Source organism: Methylobacterium sp. 2A, assembly GCF_009806555.1.
In the GTDB taxonomy this organism is placed as follows: domain Bacteria; phylum Pseudomonadota; class Alphaproteobacteria; order Rhizobiales; family Beijerinckiaceae; genus Methylobacterium.
In genome coordinates this window covers 1-18,614 of record NZ_VUOK01000055.1, presented here as the reverse complement: position 1 = coordinate 18,614, position 18,614 = coordinate 1, and the positions used below count along the sequence as shown (strand labels likewise).

16 protein-coding genes are annotated in these 18,614 nt (G+C 68.3%); 8 read left to right on the top strand and 8 right to left on the bottom strand.

Going from position 1 to position 18,614, the window contains the following annotated elements; translation table 11 throughout:
- Window positions 1-38: 38 nt before the first annotated feature.
- From motA to flhB, 6 genes are all read left to right on the top strand, one after another.
- The gene (gene motA, locus FVE89_RS24235; protein WP_161392755.1) at window positions 39-926 is read left to right on the top strand and encodes a flagellar motor stator protein MotA; all 888 of its coding nucleotides are present in this window, start codon (window positions 39-41) and stop codon (window positions 924-926) included.
- Between the two features lie 2 nt (window positions 927-928).
- Window positions 929-1,858: a FliM/FliN family flagellar motor switch protein gene (locus FVE89_RS24230; RefSeq protein ID WP_161392754.1), complete on the top strand. Its 930-nt coding sequence runs from the start codon at window positions 929-931 to the stop codon at window positions 1,856-1,858.
- Window positions 1,842-2,180 (top strand): hypothetical protein, encoded by a 339-nt coding sequence (locus FVE89_RS24225; protein WP_161392753.1) that lies wholly within the window; start codon window positions 1,842-1,844, stop codon window positions 2,178-2,180. Before FVE89_RS24230 ends, FVE89_RS24225 begins: the two co-directional genes overlap by 17 nt.
- Window positions 2,181-2,245: 65 nt before the next feature.
- The gene (gene fliN / locus FVE89_RS24220) at window positions 2,246-2,632 is read left to right on the top strand and encodes a flagellar motor switch protein FliN (RefSeq protein WP_202131043.1); all 387 of its coding nucleotides are present in this window, start codon (window positions 2,246-2,248) and stop codon (window positions 2,630-2,632) included.
- 14 nt (window positions 2,633-2,646) lie between these two features.
- On the top strand, window positions 2,647-3,675 hold the full coding sequence (locus tag FVE89_RS24215; protein WP_161392752.1) for a flagellar motor switch protein FliG: 1,029 nt from the start codon (window positions 2,647-2,649) through the stop codon (window positions 3,673-3,675).
- Window positions 3,676-3,791: 116 nt separating this feature from the next.
- Window positions 3,792-4,856: a flagellar biosynthesis protein FlhB gene (flhB, locus tag FVE89_RS24210; protein ID WP_161392751.1), complete on the top strand. Its 1,065-nt coding sequence runs from the start codon at window positions 3,792-3,794 to the stop codon at window positions 4,854-4,856.
- A gap of 99 nt (window positions 4,857-4,955) precedes the next feature.
- Here flhB and FVE89_RS24205 read toward each other — a convergent pair whose 3' ends face one another.
- Window positions 4,956-7,097, bottom strand: a complete 2,142-nt coding sequence (locus FVE89_RS24205) for a malate synthase G (protein ID WP_161392750.1) — start codon at window positions 7,095-7,097, stop codon at window positions 4,956-4,958.
- 141 nt (window positions 7,098-7,238) lie between these two features.
- Here FVE89_RS24205 and FVE89_RS24200 point away from each other — a divergent pair, with 141 nt between their 5' ends.
- Entirely contained in the window at window positions 7,239-8,159 is a 921-nt protein-coding gene (locus FVE89_RS24200; protein WP_161392749.1) for a LysR family transcriptional regulator, read from the top strand.
- Window positions 8,160-8,217: 58 nt separating this feature from the next.
- Here FVE89_RS24200 and FVE89_RS24195 read toward each other — a convergent pair whose 3' ends face one another.
- Both FVE89_RS24195 and FVE89_RS24190 read right to left on the bottom strand, forming a co-directional pair.
- Window positions 8,218-9,636: a phosphomannomutase gene (locus FVE89_RS24195; protein ID WP_161392748.1), complete on the bottom strand. Its 1,419-nt coding sequence runs from the start codon at window positions 9,634-9,636 to the stop codon at window positions 8,218-8,220.
- Between the two features lie 547 nt (window positions 9,637-10,183).
- Window positions 10,184-11,227: a hypothetical protein gene (locus tag FVE89_RS24190; RefSeq protein ID WP_161392747.1), complete on the bottom strand. Its 1,044-nt coding sequence runs from the start codon at window positions 11,225-11,227 to the stop codon at window positions 10,184-10,186.
- Window positions 11,228-11,549: 322 nt separating this feature from the next.
- On the opposite strand from FVE89_RS24190, the gene FVE89_RS24185 reads away from it, so the two are divergent.
- Entirely contained in the window at window positions 11,550-12,551 is a 1,002-nt protein-coding gene (locus tag FVE89_RS24185; RefSeq protein ID WP_161392746.1) for a hypothetical protein, read from the top strand.
- Window positions 12,552-12,624: 73 nt separating this feature from the next.
- On the opposite strand, the gene FVE89_RS24180 is transcribed toward FVE89_RS24185, so the two are convergent.
- The 5 genes from FVE89_RS24180 to FVE89_RS24160 form a co-directional block, all read right to left on the bottom strand.
- Window positions 12,625-12,945 carry a hypothetical protein gene (locus FVE89_RS24180; RefSeq protein WP_161392745.1) on the bottom strand — a complete coding sequence of 107 codons (321 nt, stop codon included), beginning with the start codon at window positions 12,943-12,945 and terminating at the stop codon, window positions 12,625-12,627.
- Between the two features lie 66 nt (window positions 12,946-13,011).
- On the bottom strand, window positions 13,012-13,773 hold the full coding sequence (locus tag FVE89_RS24175) for an FkbM family methyltransferase (RefSeq protein ID WP_161392744.1): 762 nt from the start codon (window positions 13,771-13,773) through the stop codon (window positions 13,012-13,014).
- A 58-nt stretch (window positions 13,774-13,831) separates the two neighbouring features.
- Window positions 13,832-14,191 (bottom strand): hypothetical protein, encoded by a 360-nt coding sequence (locus FVE89_RS24170; protein WP_342390039.1) that lies wholly within the window; start codon window positions 14,189-14,191, stop codon window positions 13,832-13,834.
- A gap of 241 nt (window positions 14,192-14,432) precedes the next feature.
- A complete protein-coding gene (locus FVE89_RS24165; protein ID WP_161392742.1) occupies window positions 14,433-15,227 on the bottom strand; it encodes an ABC transporter permease in 795 nt (264 codons plus the stop codon).
- Window positions 15,228-15,311: 84 nt separating this feature from the next.
- Window positions 15,312-18,614: glycosyltransferase (locus FVE89_RS24160; RefSeq protein ID WP_161392741.1), on the bottom strand; the 3,303-nt coding region annotated here is incomplete at its 5' end.

Genomic DNA, 18,614 nt, shown 5'->3' with positions numbered 1-18,614 from the left:
AGCCGGACTCTGTCTGCCTGGGTTTGAGGACGCCGCGTGTGAGTATCATCATCGGCTTGCTGATCGCGGTCGTCTGCGTCGGCGGCGGTTTCGCGGCCATGGGCGGCCACCTGACGGTGATCTGGCAGCCCTTCGAGTTCATCATCCTCGGGGGCGCATCCGTCGGGTCCTATGTGGTCGCCAATTCGACCAAGGTCGTCCTGGGCACGGGCAACGCGATCATGGACGCGGCGCTCAACCGGATCCCCAAGAAGGAGGATTACCTCCAGCTGCTCGGTCTCATGTTCGCCCTGACCCGGGAGCTGCGCTCCAAGCCGCGCAACGAGGTCGAGGCGCATCTGGAGGATCCGGCGAATTCCGAGATCTTCAAGGCGTATCCGAAGGTGACGCGCGATCCGGAGCTGCAGTTGTTCATCTGCGACTACGTGCGCCTCATCCTGATCGGCAACGCGCGCTCCTACGAGATCGAGGCGCTGATGGAGGAGGAGATCGCCACTCACCGCCACGACAGGCTGAAGGTCTACAGCGGGCTGACGGGCATGGCCGACGGGCTGCCGGCGCTGGGCATCGTCGCGGCGATTCTGGGCATCGTGAAGGCGATGGGCGCGCTCGATCAGTCGCCGGCCCTGCTGGGCGGCCTGATCGGTTCGGCGCTGGTGGGTACCTTCACCGGCATCTTCGTGTCCTACGGATTGATCGGGCCGCTCGCCACCAAGATCAAGGTGGTCCGCGAAACGCAGGCGCGGGTCTACATCATCGTGAAGCAGACCCTGCTGGCCTACATGAACGGCGCCCTGCCGCAGATCGCCGTCGAGCACGGCCGCAAGGCGATCACGGCTGCCTACCGCCCGACGATCGACGAGGTCGAGCAGGCGACGATCACGGGCGGGCCGCGCGGCGGCGAAGCCGTGCGTGAGGCGGCCTGATCATGGACAAGCAACAGGCCGCCGCCGACATCCGGGACCGGCTGCTGGACGCGGCGGGTCTCTCCCTCGAACGCCTGCCGATGCTGCACGTGATCCTGGACCGGGTCGCGACCGCCTGCGCGGACCAGCTCCGGCACTTCGCGGCGTCCCCGGTCTACTTCTCGCTGAGCAATGTCGATACGCAGCGCTTCGGCGACATCCTCGAACCCTACGAGTCGAACGCGATCGCCGGCATCTTCCACGCGGCGGAATGGGACAGCCACGTGCTGGTCGGCTTCGACCGGGACTTCATCTTCACGATGGTGGAGGTCATGCTCGGCTCCGACGGATCCGAGCCGCCGCTGGACGAGGAGCGCTCGTTCTCGAGCATTGAAATGCGGATCGCCCAGCGCCTGTTCGAGCAGATCGGCAAGGCGATGCAGACCGGCTTCGCCCTGGTGGCCGACACGCCGTTCAAGCTGGAGCGGACCGAGCTGCGGATGGATTTCGCGGTCATCGGCCGCCGGAACAACCAGGCGGTGGCGGCGAGCTTCCTGCTGCAGGCGCTCAACCGCGGCGGCGAGATGTTCATCATCATCCCGCAATCCGTCCTCAACCCGATGCGCCAGAGCCTGGCGCGGATCCTGGTCGGCGAGACCTCGGCCCGGGATTCCAAGTGGACCAAGCAGATCGCCAGCGAGGTGCAGAAGACCCCGGTGACGCTGAAGGCGATCCTGGAGGAGCGGCACCTGACACTGGGTGAGATCGTCGATCTCAAGGTCGGCCAGGTGCTGGAACTTCGGGCCACCCCGCGCAGCCGCGCCAAGCTCGTGGGCAACGACCGCGATCTGTTCTGGTGCGAGGTCGGGCAGGCGGACGGCAACATCCTCCTGCGCGTGGACCGCTTCATCGATCAGGACCAGGAGTTTATCGACGATGTTCTCGCCCGCTGAGGCCCTGCTCTTCGCCGCGCTGGTGGCGACGACCGCCTGCCTCGTGCCCATGTACATGCGGTTGAAGCGCCTGGACCGGTACCATGCGCAGTATCGCGACATGGTCGATTGGAGCGCCACCGCCCTGGTCGGCGCCAGCAACGCCGTCCAATCCTTCGCCCAGGACGGGCGCATGGTCCTGGAGGATCTGAGCCGCGAGATCGAGTCCGCGAAGGCGGCCCTCGACGAGCTCAAGGCGGAGCGGCTGAGATTGACGAACGCGGCGCAGCCCGCCGCGGCGCCTCAGGAGACGGCGGTCGGCGCCGGCCTGACCGGCGCCTGATGCCGGCGCCCCGGCGGGCGCCCTCCCCATGGCCGCGCGGCCGTCCCCATCCGAAGGAGTGCTCGATGTCACCGCCCCCAGACCAGTCCGACGCCGCTTCCGGGGCCGGGCACAGCGACAGCCTGTTCGCGAAGATCGAGGCTCACGCCGCCGAGCAGGGGGCGCAGGACGAGCGCCTGGGCAGCGGCCGCAATCTCGATTCCATCCTCCGGATCCCGGTGCTGATGCAGGTGGTCCTGGGCTCGGCCACGATGCCGGTCGCCAACCTGATGAAGCTGGGGCGGGGCGCGATCGTTCCCCTCGATCACCGGGTCGGTGAGCCGGTCGACGTCGTCGTGAACGGGCGCGTCATCGCCCGGGGCGAAGTCGTCGTGGTCGAGGACGACAATTCGCGCTTCGGCGTGTCCCTCACCGAGATCGTCGGTTCCGCCCCGGCCGAAGCCGCCGGCTGACAGGACGCACCGCCATGGCCGCAGGTCCCGTGTCCAAGACGGGCGTCAGGGTCCTGACGCCGTCCGAGGAGGTCGCCGCCGTCCTCATCGCGATGAACAAGGCCAGCTCCAGTCGGCTGGTCAAATATTTCGACGGCGCCGAGCTGAAGCAGATCACGCGTGCCGTGGCGCAACTGGGACCGGTGCCGCGCGATCAGCTCGAAGGGCTCATCGAGCAGGTCGCCTCCCTGTTCGCCGACGGTGCCAGCCTGGTCGGGACGGCCCGGGAGATGGAGAAGCTCCTGGACGGGGTGCTGCCGCCGGAGCAGATCGCCGAGCTCATGTCCGACGTCCTCGGGGCGGGTGAGCGCTCGATCTGGGACCGGATCTCGAACGGGTCGGAGACCGCCCTGGCCTCCTACCTGATGAAGGAGCACCCGCAGACGGTGGCGCTGGTCCTGTCGAAGGTCAAACCGGCCTGCGCCGCGAAGGTGATGGCCCAGCTTCCGGCACCCCTGCGCAACGGCGTCATGCGGCGGATGCTGACCTTCAAGCCGATCGTCGAGGCGACGATGAAGATGATCGAGCAGACGATCCACGAGGATTTCATGATCAACCTCGCGCGCAACGCCGCGGCGGATACCCATTCGCGGATGGCGGACATCATCAACAAGATGGAGCGCCAGAGCATGGAGGAGGTCCTCGACAACCTCGCGCAGTCGCGGCCGAAATCCGCCGAGATCCTCAAGAGCCTGCTCTTCACCTTCGACGACATCATCAATATGACGCCGCGGGCGCGCACGGCGCTGTTCGATCAGATCCCGCACGAGAAGGTCATTCTCGCGCTCAAGGGGACGAGCCCGCAGCTGCGCAGCGTGGTGCTCAGCGGCCTGACCGCCCGCGCCCGGCGCCTCGTCGAGCACGAACTGGATGGCGGCGAGCCCGCCTCCCAGCGGGACGTGCTCGAGGCGCGGCGTTCGATCACCGACCAGGCCCTGGAGATGGCGGCCCGCGGCGAGATCGAACTCAACGCGTCCGACACGGAAGATACGTATATCCGCTAGTGCCGTGCTCGATAGCCCCGCCGTCAGGCACGGCCCCGCATCCGGGCCGGCCCACCCCGTCCCCCGCCGAATCGGCCGCCCCCTCCGTGGCGAGCGCCGGAGACTGAGCTGCCGCGATGGCCGACGACGACAAGGAGAGCAAGACCGAGGCGCCGAGCGACAAGAAGATCAGCGACGCGATCGCGCAGGGCAATGTCCCGTTCTCCCGGGAGGCGCCGGTCTTCGTGTCGATCCTGGGCCTTCTGCTCTTCCTGGTGTTCGTGGCGCGGGATCAGGGCGTTCCGCTCCTGCAGCGGCTCGCCCTGATTCTCGAGCAACCGCGCAACTTCCGGGTGGAGACCAGCCGGGATGCCATGCACCTCGTCTACGCGCTGTCGCTCGAGATGGGACGCTTCCTGCTGCCGATCCTGCTGATGCTGCTGGTCGCCGGGATCGCGGCCTCCGTCTTCCAGAACGTACCTCAGATCGTGTTTGATCGCATCCAGCCGCAATGGTCCCGAATCTCGCCCATCAGCGGTTGGGGGCGGATGTTCAGTCTGCAGGGTGTCGTCGAGTTTGGAAAAAATCTCTTCAAGTTCCTGGCGATCGGCAGCATGTCGTTCATGGTGTTGAGCGCCGACCGGCACGAGATCGTGAATGTCATGTTTATGGATCCGATCGGGCTGCCCGAATTCCTCCTCACCCTGTCGGTGCGCCTCGTCTCGGCGGTGAGCGTGGCGACCATCGCCCTGGTGGCGGGCGACCTGGTCTGGACCCGGGTGCGTTGGCAGCGCGATCTGCGGATGTCGAAGCAGGAACTCAAGGACGAGTTCAAGCAGATGGAGGGCGATCCGGCGGTCAAGGCGAAGATACGCTCGATCGCCAGGGACCGTCTGCGCAAGCAGATGATGGCCGCAGTGCCCCGCGCCACCATGGTCCTGGCCAACCCGACGCACTATGCCATCGCGCTGCGCTACGACCAGAACGAGAACGACGCGCCGATGGTCCTGGCCAAGGGCACGGATCTGATCGCCCTGCGCATCCGGGAGATCGCCGAGCAGAACCGGATCGAGGTCGTGATCGACAAGGCCCTGACCCGGGCGATGTACGACCATGTGGAGATCAACCAGACGATCCCGGCGGAATTCTACCGCGCGGTGGCAAATCTCCTCGTCTACGTCATGACGCGCAAGCGGCGCTGAGCGGCCCGGGAGGCCGGACGTCGGCGGCCCTCGGAGTGGATCTCCGGCCGCGGGTGCCTGTCGGCCCCGCGGCCGGATTAGGGGCTCAGGCCCCGCGTCTCAGACCTTCCGGTTCTTGGCCTCACGGCGGAACCGGTGCAGCACGAACTCGGTGTAGCCGTTCGGCTGCTGCGCGCCCTCGAAGATCAGCGCCTGCGCGGCCCGGAAGGCCGGCCCGTCGAAGCCCGGCGCCATCGGCCGGTAGGCCGGGTCGCCCGCGTTCTGGCGATCGACCACGCCCGCCATCCGCCGGAGCGCTTCCTCGACCTGATCGCGATCCACGATCCCGTGGCGCAGCCAGTTGGCGATGTGCTGGCTGGAGATCCGCAGGGTCGCACGGTCCTCCATCAGGCCAACCTCGTGGATGTCGGGCACCTTCGAGCAGCCGACGCCCTGGTCGATCCAGCGGACCACGTAGCCCAGGATCCCCTGGCAGTTGTTGTCGAGTTCCTCCCGCACCGCCTCCGGCGCGAAGGGACCCTCGGCGAGCGGCAGGGTCAGCATGGCGTCCCGGGTCGCGGGCGCCCGGCCGGCGAGCGCCGCCTGGCGGGCGCGGACATCCACCTGATGGTAGTGCAGCGCGTGGAGCGTCGCGGCGGTGGGTGACGGGACCCAGGCGGTGTTGGCGCCGGCCTCCGGGTGTGCGCCCTTGGCGTCGAGCATCGCGGCCATCCGGTCGGGGGCGGCCCACATGCCCTTGCCGATCTGAGCGTGGCCGGGCAGGCCGCAGGCGAGGCCGGCATCGACGTTGCCGTCCTCGTAGGCCTTGATCCAGGCGGTCGCCTTCATGGCATCCTTGCGGACCACCGGCCCGGCCTCCAGCGAGGTGTGGATCTCGTCGCCGGTCCGGTCGAGGAAGCCGGTGTTGATGAAGAACAGCCGGTCGGAGGCCGCCGCGATCGCCGCCTTGAGGTTCAGCGTCGTGCGCCGCTCCTCGTCCATCACGCCGATCTTGAGGGTCCGCGGCGCGAGGCCGACCAGAGCCTCGACCCGTCCGAACAGCTCCACCGCGAAGGCGACCTCCTCCGGCCCGTGCAGCTTCGGCTTGACCATGTAGGCCGAGCCGGTCCGGCTGTTGCGCCGGGGGCCGTCGAGGTCGTGTCGGGCGATGAGGGCGGTCATGGCCGCGTCGAGGATCGTCTCGGGGATCTCGGCGCCGTCGAGGGTGACGGCGTCGGTGTACATGTGGTGACCGACATGCCGGACCAGCATCAGCGAGCGCCCCTTCAGGGTCAGGCTGCGGCCGTCGGGGGCCGTGTAGGTGCGGTCGTCGGCGAGACGGCGCTCGATCGTGCGGCCGCCCTTGGACAGGCTGGCCACGAGGTCGCCGCGCATCAGGCCGAGCCAGCTGCGGTAGACCGCGACCTTGTCGGCCGAATCCACCGCGGCGACCGAATCCTCCATATCCATGATGGTCGAGAGGGCGGATTCCAGCACCACGTCGGCGATGCCGGCCGGGTCGGTGCGGCCGATCGGGCTCGTGCGGTCGATGACGATCTCGACATGCAGGCCGTTGTGGCGCAGCAGGAGCGCGGTCGGCGCCCCGGGCTCGCCGGTGTAGCCCGCAAAATCCGCCGTGCCGGTCAGGCCGGCGCTGCGGCCGGCGCCGAGGTCAACGGCAAGCCGTCCGCCCACCACCGAAAAACCCACGGCATCCGTCCAGGAGCCGACGCTGAGCGGCGCGGTCGCGTCGAGGAACGCCTTCGTCTTGGCCACCACGGCGGCGCCGCGGGCCGGGTTGAAGCCGGTGCCGGGGGCGAGATCGCCCTCCTGCGGGATCGCGTCGGTGCCGTAGAGGGCGTCGTAGAGGCTGCCCCAGCGGGCGTTGGCGGCGTTGAGCGCGTAGCGGGCATTCGAGATCGGCACCACGAGCTGCGGTCCGGCGATGGCGGCGATTTCCGCATCGACGTTCTCGGTGGTCACGCGGACGGCGCCGGGCTCCGGCTGGAGATAGCCGATCCGCGTCAGGAACGCCGCATAGGCGGCGGGGTCGTGCGGCTGGCCGCGATGATCGCGGTGCCAGGCATCGATATCGGCCTGGAGCCCGTCGCGCCGGTTGAGCAGCGCCCGGTTGCGCGGCGCGAGGTCCCGCACGATGGCCTCGAACCCCGACCAGAAGGCTTCGGCCGAGATGCCCGTTCCGGGCAGCGCCTCCTCGGCCAGGAAGGTGCGAAGGTCCGCGGCGATGGCGAGAGTCGACATGGCGATCTCCTGAGCGTGAGATGCGGCCGTCAGAAAAAATCGGACGGCGGATGAAATTTTTTTGAGATCACCGTCGATAGACGCCTTGGCATCCGCGAAAAAGACAGCAAAACGGATTTGATTCTTTCCGCAGCGTTGAGAATGCACGACCAGAGCGACCTGGAGATCTTCGCCCGGGTGGTCCGCACCGGCAGCCTGACCCAGGCCGGGTCGGAACTCGGCCTGTCGGTGGCGGTGGTGTCGAAGCGGCTGAAGCGGCTGGAGGAGCGGCTGGCCGTACGCCTGCTGCATCGGACCACCCGCCGGGTCGCCCCGACCGATATCGGCACGGCGTTCTTCCAGCGGATCGCCCCGATCGTGGACGCCATCGCGGAGGCGGAGAGCCTCGTCTCGCAGAACGCGACCCGCGCCCGGGGGACGCTGCGGGTGACGGCGCCGAGCTCCTTCGGGCGGCTGCACATCGTCCCGCACCTGCGGGCCTTCTTCGCCCTTCACCCGGATCTCGTGCTGAACCTGGAACTGAGCGACGAGTTCGAATCGCTCGTGGAGCGCGGCTACGACCTCGCGATCCGGGTCGGCGCCCTGGAGAGTTCCGGGCTGACGGCGGTGCGCCTCGCCCCGGTGCGGCGGGTTCTCTGCGCGCGGCCGGGATATCTCGATATCGCGGGGCGCCCCGAGACCCTCGACGACCTGCGCGGCCATGTCTGCCTCGCCACGGAGAACCAGAATCCCTGGCGGCTCGTCGGTCCGGACGGGCCTTGCACGGTGAGCGCGTCCGGCCCCCTGCGGACCCATTCCAACGAGGTGGTGCGGGAGGCGGTGATCGGCGGCCTCGGGATCGCCCTGCGCTCGACCTGGGACGTCCATGCGGAGCTGCGCGACGGGACGCTGGAGGTGGTGCTGCCGGCCTATGCGGCGGCGGCCTCGGCGGGTATCTTCGCGGTCTATCCGAGCCGGGCCTTCGTGCCGGCCAAGACCCGGGCGTTCATCGCGTTCCTGAAGCAGGTCTACCGGTCGAGCGAGGCCTGGGCGGCGGTGGGGGACGGTTCAGGAAGGGGCTGATCGGGAATCATCCCCTCCCCTGTGAGCCGGCATCCCGTTGCCGGCAGCCGGTCCCGCGTTAGGCCCGGTCCGCCATGGCGGCGGCGGCGGCGGCGAGCCCCCACCGGACGAGATCCTGGGCCTCGCGCGCCGATTTCGCCTCGGCATAGCAGCGCAACTCCGGGGCATTCCCCGACGCCCGGAAATGGATCGTGCGTCCGCCGTCGAGCCCGATCCGGACCCCGTCCTGCCGGTCGATCTCCTGCGGCACGCCGACAGGCTTCAGAAACGCGCTTCGGAAGCCTGTGTCGCCGAGCCGTTCGAGGAAGGCACCGCTCCGCTCGGAGGGCGTGTTGGGGAGCCGGTCGCTCGCCATCTCGCCGGCATCGAGCGCGGCGACCAGATCTGCCAGGGATTTGCTGGCCGCGCGCGCCGCCGCGAGGGTGGCCAGGATCGGCAGCATCGCGTCCCGGGTCGGAAGGGCGGGTAGCACCCGGCCGTCGCGGGTCACGTCCGATCCGAGCAGGAAGCCGCCATTCGCCTCGAAGCCGACGACGATGCCCGCCCCGGCCGCCTTCGCCTGCTCCATGCCGGCGATGACGAAGGGCGAGCCCACCCGCGTGCGCAGGACCTGCCTGAAGCCGCCCGCCTGTTCGAGCGCCGAGCCGGCCGTGACGGGAACCGCGACCGCGTCCGCGCCGAGAAACCGCGCCGTGATCAGCCCGAGCACGTCCCCCCGCAGGATCCGCCCCGCGCCGTCGGCGATCAGGGGCCGGTCGGCGTCGCCGTCCGTGGTCACGAGGGCGTCGTAGGCGCCCGACGCCATGACCTCGGCGATGAAGGCGACGTCCTCCGGACGGTGGGCCTCGGTGTCGATCGGCACGAAGGTGTCGGACCGGCCGATCGGCGTCACCTGTGCGCCGAACCCGGCGAGCAGGTCGGTCAGCAGGTCCCGGGCGACCGAACTCTGCTCGTACACTGCGACGCGCAGGTCCTGCAGGAGATCGGGGGAGAAGGCCGCCCCGTAGCGCTGGCGATAACGCAGGATGGCATCGGGTTCGGGCGAGGCCGGCGAGGCCTCCGGCACCGCGTCGGGAGCCGTCGTGTCGCCGAGCGCCGCCAGAATCGCCGCCTCGTCGGCCTTGGTGATCTCCCCCTCGGGCCGGTAGAATTTGAGGCCGTTGCGGTCCTCCGGGATGTGGCTGCCCGTGACCATGACGGCGCAGGCGCCGCGCCGCATCGCTTCGAGGGCGAGCGCCGGCGTCGGCAGCGCGCCGCAATCGATCGCCGTGAAGCCCGTCGCCGCCGCCGCGCGCGCCACCGTCGCGGCGATGCCCGCGCTGCTGTCGCGCAGGTCGCGTCCGATCACCACCGCGCGGGGGCCCTCCTCCACCGGGACGGACCGGAAGAACGCGCAGGCATAGGCATAGCTCGGGCCGCCGACGAGATCCGTCACGAGACCGCGCAGGCCGCTGGTTCCGAATTTCAGGCTGCTCACGGCGATTCCAAAGGCCCGGGTTGTGGTGGTCTCTTCCGACTGATGCCGTGAAACTCAGGTGATCTCAATGCCTCGGCCCGAGGGCGTACGGATTCTCGATGCTTCGTCGACGATCACGCGCGAAGGGCACCGCCGCTCTCCCTCCCCCCGCAGAGGAGGGATGGAGTGCGCGGCGCCGGACATTCCTTCACAATATTCCTGTTTCATACGTCCTGGCCGCACCTGGCCGTGTCCCGCGTGTTCGTCTCTTCGGCCATGCCCCCGCCGCCCGAGGCGCGCGGGGACGATGCCGCGTGTCGAGGGGGCCGGCATCTCAGACCGTCATCACGAATGACAGGCCGCGCTTCAGGTCAGAGTCGTCGGCATGTCTCAGGCCCCGGGGTGAGGCCTGCGAAACGGCGGGGCGGCGCAGTCTCAGGATCGTGGATGCGGGGCGGATCGCCGGTCCGGAGGCGTGCCGGCCGCGTCGCGATCGAGCACGGCTCCGAGCCTTTGTTCCGGCGCGCGCCCTTGCGCCGGACCGGGGACCGCTTCGGCGCAGAGCGCTCTATGCGTTCCAGTGCTTGTCGACGATGTCCTTGACGGCATCGGAGATGGCCACGTCGAACACCAGCATTTCCTCGACCGGGCGGAGGGTGCGCAGCTGCTGAGCCAGGTCGCGCACCGCGGCGGGCGGCTCGGGGAGCACCGGAAGCGGGGCGTCGATGTAGAGCTGGTCGAAGAGCGTGCGCGCAAACGCCTCGAACCGGGTCTTGTGCCCGACGATACCGACCCGCGACAGAACCTCGATCGCCGCGATCGAATTGCCCGGATGCAGCCGATCCTCCGGCATGCGGGTCCCCAGCTGGCGGGTCAGGGGATTGTACAGCAGGCGGTAGGCCGGCTCCGGCATCATGCGGAAGAATCGCTTCAGGCTCTTCGTGTCCGTCAGATCATAGTCCTTGATGAAGGCCGCGGCCTCGGCCAGCGCGCCGAGACGCCAGCTGCGCGCCGGGTCGGCGGCGTCATCGGCGCGCGCCTGCAACCAATGCATGCGGGTCGCCATTTCGAGATGAGGATCCTGCACCAGCAACGCCGTGATCATCAGGTCCGGAGTCAGATAATTCTCGTATCGCGGGATGACGACGGAGCCCGACAGGAGGAGAGAGCGCGCGGGATTCAGGAAGATGCTGGTCAGGATCTCGTCCGACATCCGGTGCATGCCGAAGTAGCTGCGCCCGAAATGAGGGAACATGGCGCTCTGCAGGACCGTCTCGGGTTCGATGCCGGTGTTGATCAGACAGGTCCGTAACTGAATCTTCCCGTCGGCCGGGATGCGCCGATGCACCAGCACGTTGGTGTCCGCGTCATACAGCTCCAGCTGTTCGAGCGCGGCGAGGCCCGGCACCTCGGCCTCGGTCACGATGAAGACGCATTGGCCGGTTGCGTGCCAGCCGTTGTTCTGAAACGTCGCGTCGGTATGGCTGGCGGGGATCTCCGCGACCCGGCGCCCGGCGACGGACACGACGACGCGGCTGATCGCGAGCTGGTTGTCCGGAACGATCCAGCCACGGATCGAGTGGCCGTTGTCGTGATCGATGAAGAAGCGCACGGTGAGGCTCTGATCGTCTCTGGGTCGCAATCCGGCTTGGCGCACTCCGTCCGAAGCGTCGGCGACGGCCCGGAGCGCAACCGCTTTTCCTTAGGTCCCCTCCAGGCTCGGCGGCCCTACCATTTCGCCCGTCCGAGCGCAAAAGGGCAGCCTCGCCGGGACGGGTTCGCGAGGGGCGCAGAGCCGCGCAGGCGCTTCGTCCCACGCGGCCCTTGAGGCCCTGACCGGCGGAGGCCGGATCGCGAATTGAATCTCAGGATCTTTGACAGGAACACGCCGTTCAGGTTTTGACTCCGCTTCGATCGCGAGCAAGCACGGGTTCATGGCGAAGTCTGACGAGGTCCATATCGGGAAGGACGGCTGGCTCTTTCTGCTTCAAGGGACCAACAACGTCGCTTCACAATACGTCAGGTCGCCGGAAGCGCAGTTTCTGCTGATCCATTGGCGCCTGATCCTATCCCAGCGCGAGCGACGCTTGCGGGCGATGGGCATCCCCTACAAGCACGTCCTGATGCCGGAGAAGATCACGATCTACGATCATCTGCTGGAGGGCCTGCGCATCGATTGGCGGCTCTCGCCGGCGTTCAGACTCCTCCACGAGGATGCGTATTACGCACGGTTTCCGCTCCGGCGCCTCAACCTCGTCGGATATGTCCGCCGGAACCTGCGGTGGCGGTCTACGCTGATCGACCTGATCGCGCCCATGCGGCGACAGCGGGACATGCAGAATCTCTTCTACCGCACCGATAGCCACCTGTCGTTCGCGGGCCGGCTTCTGGCCTATCGCGAGATCTGCCGGGCCCTCGGCGCCGAGCCGGTCCGCGATTTCGGCGAGCGGCCAGCCACCTATCATCCCGGCTGGGCGGGGGATCTGGGGATGGCCTTCGCGCCCCCCCGATACGAAGGCACGATGCTGCACGATCTGCAGCGCGATGCGGTCCGGGTTTATGCAAGCCCGATCGTCGAACACAGGGAGCGGCGCGGCCTCTCGGGAACGCTGCATACCGGAGCGCATGTGATCTATCAGAATGCGCGGGCCACCGACCCGCGGCGCGTGATGCTGTTCGGCGACAGTTACGCCAACTTCGCGCCGATCGGTCTGACGATCATGCTGGCCGAAACGTTTCGCGAATTGCATTTCCTCTGGAGCACCCAGCTCGACTACGCGCACATCGAGCGCGTGCGTCCGGATCTTGTGCTGACGGAAATGTCGGAGCGGTTCGTCTTCCGGCCCTCGACGGACGATTGGAATTTCGAGCGCTACGTCACGCAGCGCTACGCGGCCGAGTTGGCAGCGGGCCAGGACGGTGGGCCTTGCTCATGAGGCCCCGCAGCGCCCGGCCGGGCGGACGACCACCCTGGCCGGCCTCCCGGTCGATCACCACCGCGCCGTGCGGTCATCGCGCGGCGACCTGCTGCTCCAAGTGCGCACGGAGAATCGAATACTGCTCGACGACCTTCTCAAGCCTCGCCGCATCGGCGGGACGGATGGGCTCGGGTCCATCGCTCGGACGATAGCGCGCGATATAGAAGGCAGCCTGTGCCTTCAACCGCACGGCGACGAAATCGAGATCCGCAGACCAATCGGCTTCCGCGCGCACCTGCTGCAGGCGCCTGGAGATCGCCAGCCAGTGCAGATCGAGCGCGATGCCCCCGCCCATCTGCTTGAAGATGTCGAACAGGGAATCGAGGATTTCGATCGCGGTTTGCGCGGACATGAGGCCTCTACCGGAGCGTGCGCGACCGAAACGGGGACCGATCCGGTGCAGGACGACGCGGTGCCGTCATGGCTCGGAGCCTTGCGACGCGACGAGATCGGGCCGCATGTACCAATCATCAAACAGGGATAGTTGCCTGAATCTTCGACGATAACCGAGATTGGTCAGGAGATCGTAGATCTTGCCCCGATTGTCGGAGAAATTATGCTCGACGCTGATGAGGGCGATGTCGTGAGCCGAGAAATCAAAGCTCTTCAGGACGTCGAACTCGCCCCCCTCGACATCGATGCTGAGATAGTCGATCCGCCGCGGCGCGCGCGCTTCGGACAGGAGCCGGTTCAGGGAAATGGTCGAGACGGGATATTGCTTCGCCTCCTGCCGAAAATCCGCGTGGAAATCGCCGGCGACGAAATCGTCGACTCCGGACAGCTCGCCGATATCGACCTCGTTGAAGAGAACTTCGATCCCGTCTGACTTGTAGACGCATTTGTCGCTGATGTAACAGGTGCGGTTCTTGTACAAAGCCGCGTGCCAGGCTCTGGCCGGCTCGGCGAGGACGCCCTGCCAGCCAAAGGCCTTCTCCAGCAGGAGCGTGTTGCTGAGGCTGAGGCCGTCGCAGGCGCCGAACTCGACGAAGTAACCGTTTCGTTTCTCCTTCAGCTCGTGGAGAACCCAGAGATCCTGGAGGAGCTGCGCGTTGGAATAGGGCGCCATTCTGGTGGCAAAGGACAGGAAATCGAGTTCCGAAGTCAGGATGTGCGGCCGGACCTCGAGATTGTCTCGGAGATTGATCACGGCATTGAACACCGTCAGGAGTTCCACATCCATCGTGCGCTGATCCGACTCGTGAACGGGATCGGTTGGGCGGGCGGCTCGCTCGCGGCCGTCAGGTGGGCCCGGTGGGCGTTGGCCGTAGGGTCTCGCGGCCCAGAATGCGGTTCGATCCCTCGTAGAGAAGGGCGTGCTGGACCGATTCGGGACCTTGATTGGGGATCAGGCGTGCGGCCCTGCGGATCCTGGCCAGGAAGCGCTTCCGGCCGAAGCCGTAGGGCCGCAGGCTCTCGACCACCGCATCGAGGAGCGTCGCCGCAGCGTTCGATCGGGCCCGGGCCAGGTCGCGCTCGAGCAGGGCTGCGTCGCGCTCGGCCCGGACGAGAGCCAGTTCGATCTGCTGCTGTTGGATCAGGCGGATGTATTTCGTGTCGATCGCGTGCGCCGCATGTCTCGTCGCCGCATGTCTCGTCACCACATGTCTCGTCATGGGAACGCTTTGACCCTGGGCGGTAACGATTCGGGCAGCGGCCAGTGTCGGTTGCCGATCAACCCATTACGTCCTGCCCCGACGCCTTGGCAACCGGGTCGGGGCCGGTTGTGCGAGCCCGGCAGGACCAAGGGGGCATGTTGCAGCAAAGGCTTGTCGCTGCGTCCGACCGCTTGGGGCTCGGACGCAGCGGCGTCTTGTGCGGATCGAATGGTCGCGTGCCGAATCAGGCCTGCATTCTGCTGACGACGTGCTTCACCAGGAACAGGCCGATGCTCGCGGCCGTCAGGCCGAACATGATGACGTAGAGATAATCGACCTGGATGCCGGCATAGGGATAATAGGCTGACCGGACCCACTCGGCGACTTGCAGAGCCGGATTGAATTTCATCCAATAGTAGATCTGCTCGGGCATGTAGCTCGGCAGGAACATCACGCCGCTGGAGACGTACAGGATGATGCTGAACAGGGCATAGCCGAGCAGCCAGCCGGGAAAGAAGCCAATGATCGCGACGTTGATCGTCCCGATGCCGATGCCGAGGATGATCGCGGCCATATACCCGCACACCGCCGTCAGGGGCTGCGCCGGAACCGGGTTGACGCCGATGATCAGCAGCACGGAACTGACGACCAGGAGTGCGAGGAAGCCGGTGACGATCTCGACGAGGATTCGGGAGAAGATCAGGTCGAAGAGCTTGACCTGCGGGTAATAGGTCAATGGCCGATTCATGATGACCGATTTCATCACCTCGCGGGAGATGTACTGGAAGACCAGCACCGGGACCGCGCCGCTGGCGAAGAACAGGGCCCGCTCATCCCCGAGCGGGGCCGGCAGCTTCTGAAAGGTGTAGATCGTGATCAGCATGAAGACGTGCACGCACGGCCAGAGCACGATCACGGCGTAACCCCAGAGCGAGGCCCCGAACCGCGTGCGGATGTCGCGCAGAATCAGTGCGTACAGGACGTGAAGATAGGACTCGATCGGGCTCTTCTGCGTCTGAGCCGTCGGGACAGCGAACATCGGCGCGACCTCTGCGTTGCCGGGCCTGAGTCCACGACAAAATGGGCCAAAGTAGGTTGGTCCGGCGTGCCGGGCTTGGTGGCGTCAGGCCGTGAGGCCGTAATAGTCGGCCATCAGGTCGTCGTATGTGGCGGCCTGGACGGTGGCGCGGGTACGGCCCGGCTTCGGGAGCGGGATCGCCAGCAGGCGGTCGTTGCAGGCGGACGGATCGTCGGCCAGGGCATAGGGCAGGAGGTGGCCGTCCGGCTCGGCGCGCAGCCTTTCCGCCGGGGCGCCGAGGTCGAAGGCCGCGACCGGCAGGCCGGTGCGCAAAGCCAGCGTCAGCGCGTAGGAATAGGTCTCCGGCCAGATCGCGGGGAGCAGGATCAGATCCGCCGACACCTGGGTGACCGCATCGAGGGTTTCGTCGTCCTCCCAGTGCCGGTCGGTTTCGGCGATCTGAAGGGCCGCCCGTGCCTCCCGATCCAGGGTCGGATCGTCGGCGGAGTAGCGTCCGGTCTGCGTGATGCCGGCGCGTTCGAGGCCGCCCGCCAGCGCCGGATCGCAGAAGCCCGCGATCGTGAATCGCAGCGGCAGATCACGCTTGCGCGCATCGCTCGCCAGGGCCTGCAGCACCAGCCCACCTTCGGGCAGGCTGATTCCGCCCAGCACGGCGACCCGCCTGATCCGTCCCGGCCGGTGCAGCGCGGTGGAGCGCACCGCCCGCTCCGGCTCCGCGTGCGGCCGCACCGTGATCGCCAGATCCCGGTACACCCCCCCGATCCGACCCGCCGTGTCGGCGGACGGCGCAAACACCCGCGCCGCCCCCGCCAGGAACCGACCGAACGTGGCCCGACGCTCGCCCGGATCCGGCTCCTCGAACCCGTCCGCGTCCCGCGCCAGACAGCCCCGGCACTCCGCCACCGCCGCCAGCCCGCAGTAGCGCCCATCCGGCTGCACCAGATGGTTGCGGTGGCACACCGGCGAGTAGTCGTGCAGCGTCCAGGCATACGGACGGCCCGAGCCCGCCACCACGTCCATCAGCGCCCGCGCCGCCGCCCAGCGCAGACCCGCCAGCGAGTGCACGTGGATCAGACGCGGCGCCAGCCGCGCCACGAACCCGGCGAGTTCGTCCGCGTCGCGCGGCAGGTACAGGCTGTCGAGGTTGGGCAGGTACAGGAACTCGGCGCCGCGATAGGCGACGTGCACCGCAAGGTTGCGCGTGCGGTCGATCTGCAGCAGCACCACCGGGATGCCCTCGGTGCGCGCCTGGGCGGTCAGGTCGTCGAGGTGGCGCTGGATGCCCCCGCCCCAGCTGTGGGTGACAAACAGCAGCGCCCGGCCGGCGCAGTGCCGGGCCAGCCGCTCCCGGTCGAGCCGCGCCCGGCCCTGCCGTCCGGGATCGGCCTGGACGAACTGGCCGACCCGGGCGAGGTAGTCGGGGTGCTTGGCCAGCAGCGCGGCCTGACCCTGGTCGTAGGCGCCGCCGGCCCCGCCGCCGCCATCGGCGCCGAACGAGATCTGGCCGGCATGGTAGACGTAGACGTCCTCGGCCAGGAGGTTGCGGAAACCCGCCTTCTCGGCGCGCTGGCACCAGTCGTTCTCCTCGCCGTAGCCGCGGCCGAAGGCCTCGGCGTCGAGGGGGCCGACCGTGTCGAGGGCTTGCGCGGTCATGTACATGCAGAAGCCGACGCCGGTGGGCACGGGCAGGCTGCGGCCGGGGTTGGTCGCGGCGGCGAGGCGGTCGAGATCGGGCGGGGCGATCTCGAGCGGCATGGTGTTGTTGGCGTTGAAGCGCGGGTAGGAGCAGATCGTGGCGTTGTTGGACAGCGGCGTGACGCTGCCCACGCGCGGTTCTGCCGGATCGGACGCGCCTTCGGCATGGGCGGCGAGGCGGTCGAGCCAGTCGCCGAAGACTTCAGCGTCGGAGTTGAGCAGGACGACGGCACGGCCCTGGCGAAGGGCGAGCGCGCGGTTGACCGAGCGGACGAAGCCGAGGTTCTGCTGGTTGGTGACGAGGTGGAACAGGCCGCGTGCGGCGAGGTGTTCGAGGTCTGCGGTGAGCTGCGGCTCGGGGGATCGGTCGTTGACGGCGAGCAGGGTGAAGGGCGTGGCCTGGGGCTGGGACAGGCAGGCGTGGAGGGCGCGCAGGGTCTCGGCGCGTCCCTTGTAGACGGGCATGATGACGAGGACGCGGGCGTCGGCGATGGGCCGGGCTGGGGGCAGGCGGTCCCAGTCGTGCGGCTCGGGTGCGGTGAGCGGCGGCAGGGTTCCGAGATCCTCGGGGCAGCCCATCAGGCCGGCGGCGCGGCCCGCCCGCACGTAGTGCAGGAACGGCGACTCCCCAGGACCGAACAGGTGGCCGTAGGCCCGGCGATAGAAGCGGGTCGAGAAGGTCTTGCTCGGATCGCGGTCCTCCTCCTGTCCGTGGGAGAGGAAATGGACCGCCGGCCCGTTCTCGAAGCCGCGCGTGTCGGGATAGCGCTTCAGGTACCAGGGCGCGTCGAAATAGGGCTCGATCAGGCGCGCCTGCTCCAGAAGGTCCGCATCTTCCTCGGGAGGCGGCGCGCCGTAATGCGGATCGAAGGTGGCGGCCGCGATGTCGGTGCCGCGCAGCAAAGCCGTCGCCAGGAAATGGACGAAGGGCGCGATTCCCGTCGCCTCCACGTGCGGGTGATGCGCGCGGTAGGCCCAGCCGTTGAAATCGGGCCTTGGATTTCGTCCGAGGCGCCAGCCGGTGTCGCAATAGTCGCGCACCGCGTCCGCCTCCGCGGCCAGACCGTAGCGCGCCCGGTAGAACGCATGGTCGAACTGCCCCGCCACCAGCCGCGCCTGACGCGCCAGCGCCGCATCCCGGTCCTCAGGCTCGCGCCCGATCGCCCCGAGCCAGCCCGTGTCCTCGACCGGCGCCCGCGCCGGCCGCAGCCCGCACACGCGCAGAAGCGCGTCGAGCGTCGAACGCCCCGGCCCCGGATCGCGCAGCTCCCGCCAGCCCGAACCGGCAAAGTGCAGGTACGGCGCCTGGGCGCCCACATCCGGGTAGGTCGCCCGGTACCAGTCCGCGTCCACCGCCGGCACGTTCAGCCGACTGGCCTCGGCGAACGGCTCGGCCCCGGCCAGAAGCGTCTCGGCCACGTAGCGGAAGAACGGATCGTCCTGAACCGCCCGGCTGCCGGCGCGCGCCTGCACGAAGCCCGCCGGGTCGAAGTCCGGCCGCGGGCTGATGAACGCCCGCCAGCCGCCGTCCACGTAGGCGCGCAGCAGCTCGGCCTCGGAGGCGCCCGCCAGCGCGTCCGCCAGCCCGCCCCCGGCCGCCTCCAGGCCGGCCCGGTAGTGGGCGGCGTCGAAGTAGGGCGCCAGCGTCTCGACCCGCAGCGCGAGGCCCGCCGCCCGGTCCGGGTGCGCGGG

Excerpts from the sequence above, each read along its gene's own strand:
- FVE89_RS24180 (WP_161392745.1), bottom strand. The coding sequence starts at position 12,945 with ATGTCCGCGCAAACCGCGATCGAAATCCTCGATTCCCTGTTCGACATC.
- FVE89_RS24165 (WP_161392742.1), bottom strand. The coding sequence starts at position 15,227 with ATGTTCGCTGTCCCGACGGCTCAGACGCAGAAGAGCCCGATCGAGTCC.
- fliN (WP_202131043.1), top strand. The coding sequence starts at position 2,246 with ATGTCACCGCCCCCAGACCAGTCCGACGCCGCTTCCGGGGCCGGGCAC.
- FVE89_RS24230 (WP_161392754.1), top strand. The coding sequence starts at position 929 with ATGGACAAGCAACAGGCCGCCGCCGACATCCGGGACCGGCTGCTGGAC.
- FVE89_RS24200 (WP_161392749.1), top strand. The coding sequence starts at position 7,239 with ATGCACGACCAGAGCGACCTGGAGATCTTCGCCCGGGTGGTCCGCACC.
- flhB (WP_161392751.1), top strand. The coding sequence starts at position 3,792 with ATGGCCGACGACGACAAGGAGAGCAAGACCGAGGCGCCGAGCGACAAG.
- FVE89_RS24215 (WP_161392752.1), top strand. The coding sequence starts at position 2,647 with ATGGCCGCAGGTCCCGTGTCCAAGACGGGCGTCAGGGTCCTGACGCCG.
- FVE89_RS24175 (WP_161392744.1), bottom strand. The coding sequence starts at position 13,773 with ATGGATGTGGAACTCCTGACGGTGTTCAATGCCGTGATCAATCTCCGA.
- FVE89_RS24225 (WP_161392753.1), top strand. The coding sequence starts at position 1,842 with ATGTTCTCGCCCGCTGAGGCCCTGCTCTTCGCCGCGCTGGTGGCGACG.
- FVE89_RS24205 (WP_161392750.1), bottom strand. The coding sequence starts at position 7,097 with ATGTCGACTCTCGCCATCGCCGCGGACCTTCGCACCTTCCTGGCCGAG.
- FVE89_RS24185 (WP_161392746.1), top strand. The coding sequence starts at position 11,550 with ATGGCGAAGTCTGACGAGGTCCATATCGGGAAGGACGGCTGGCTCTTT.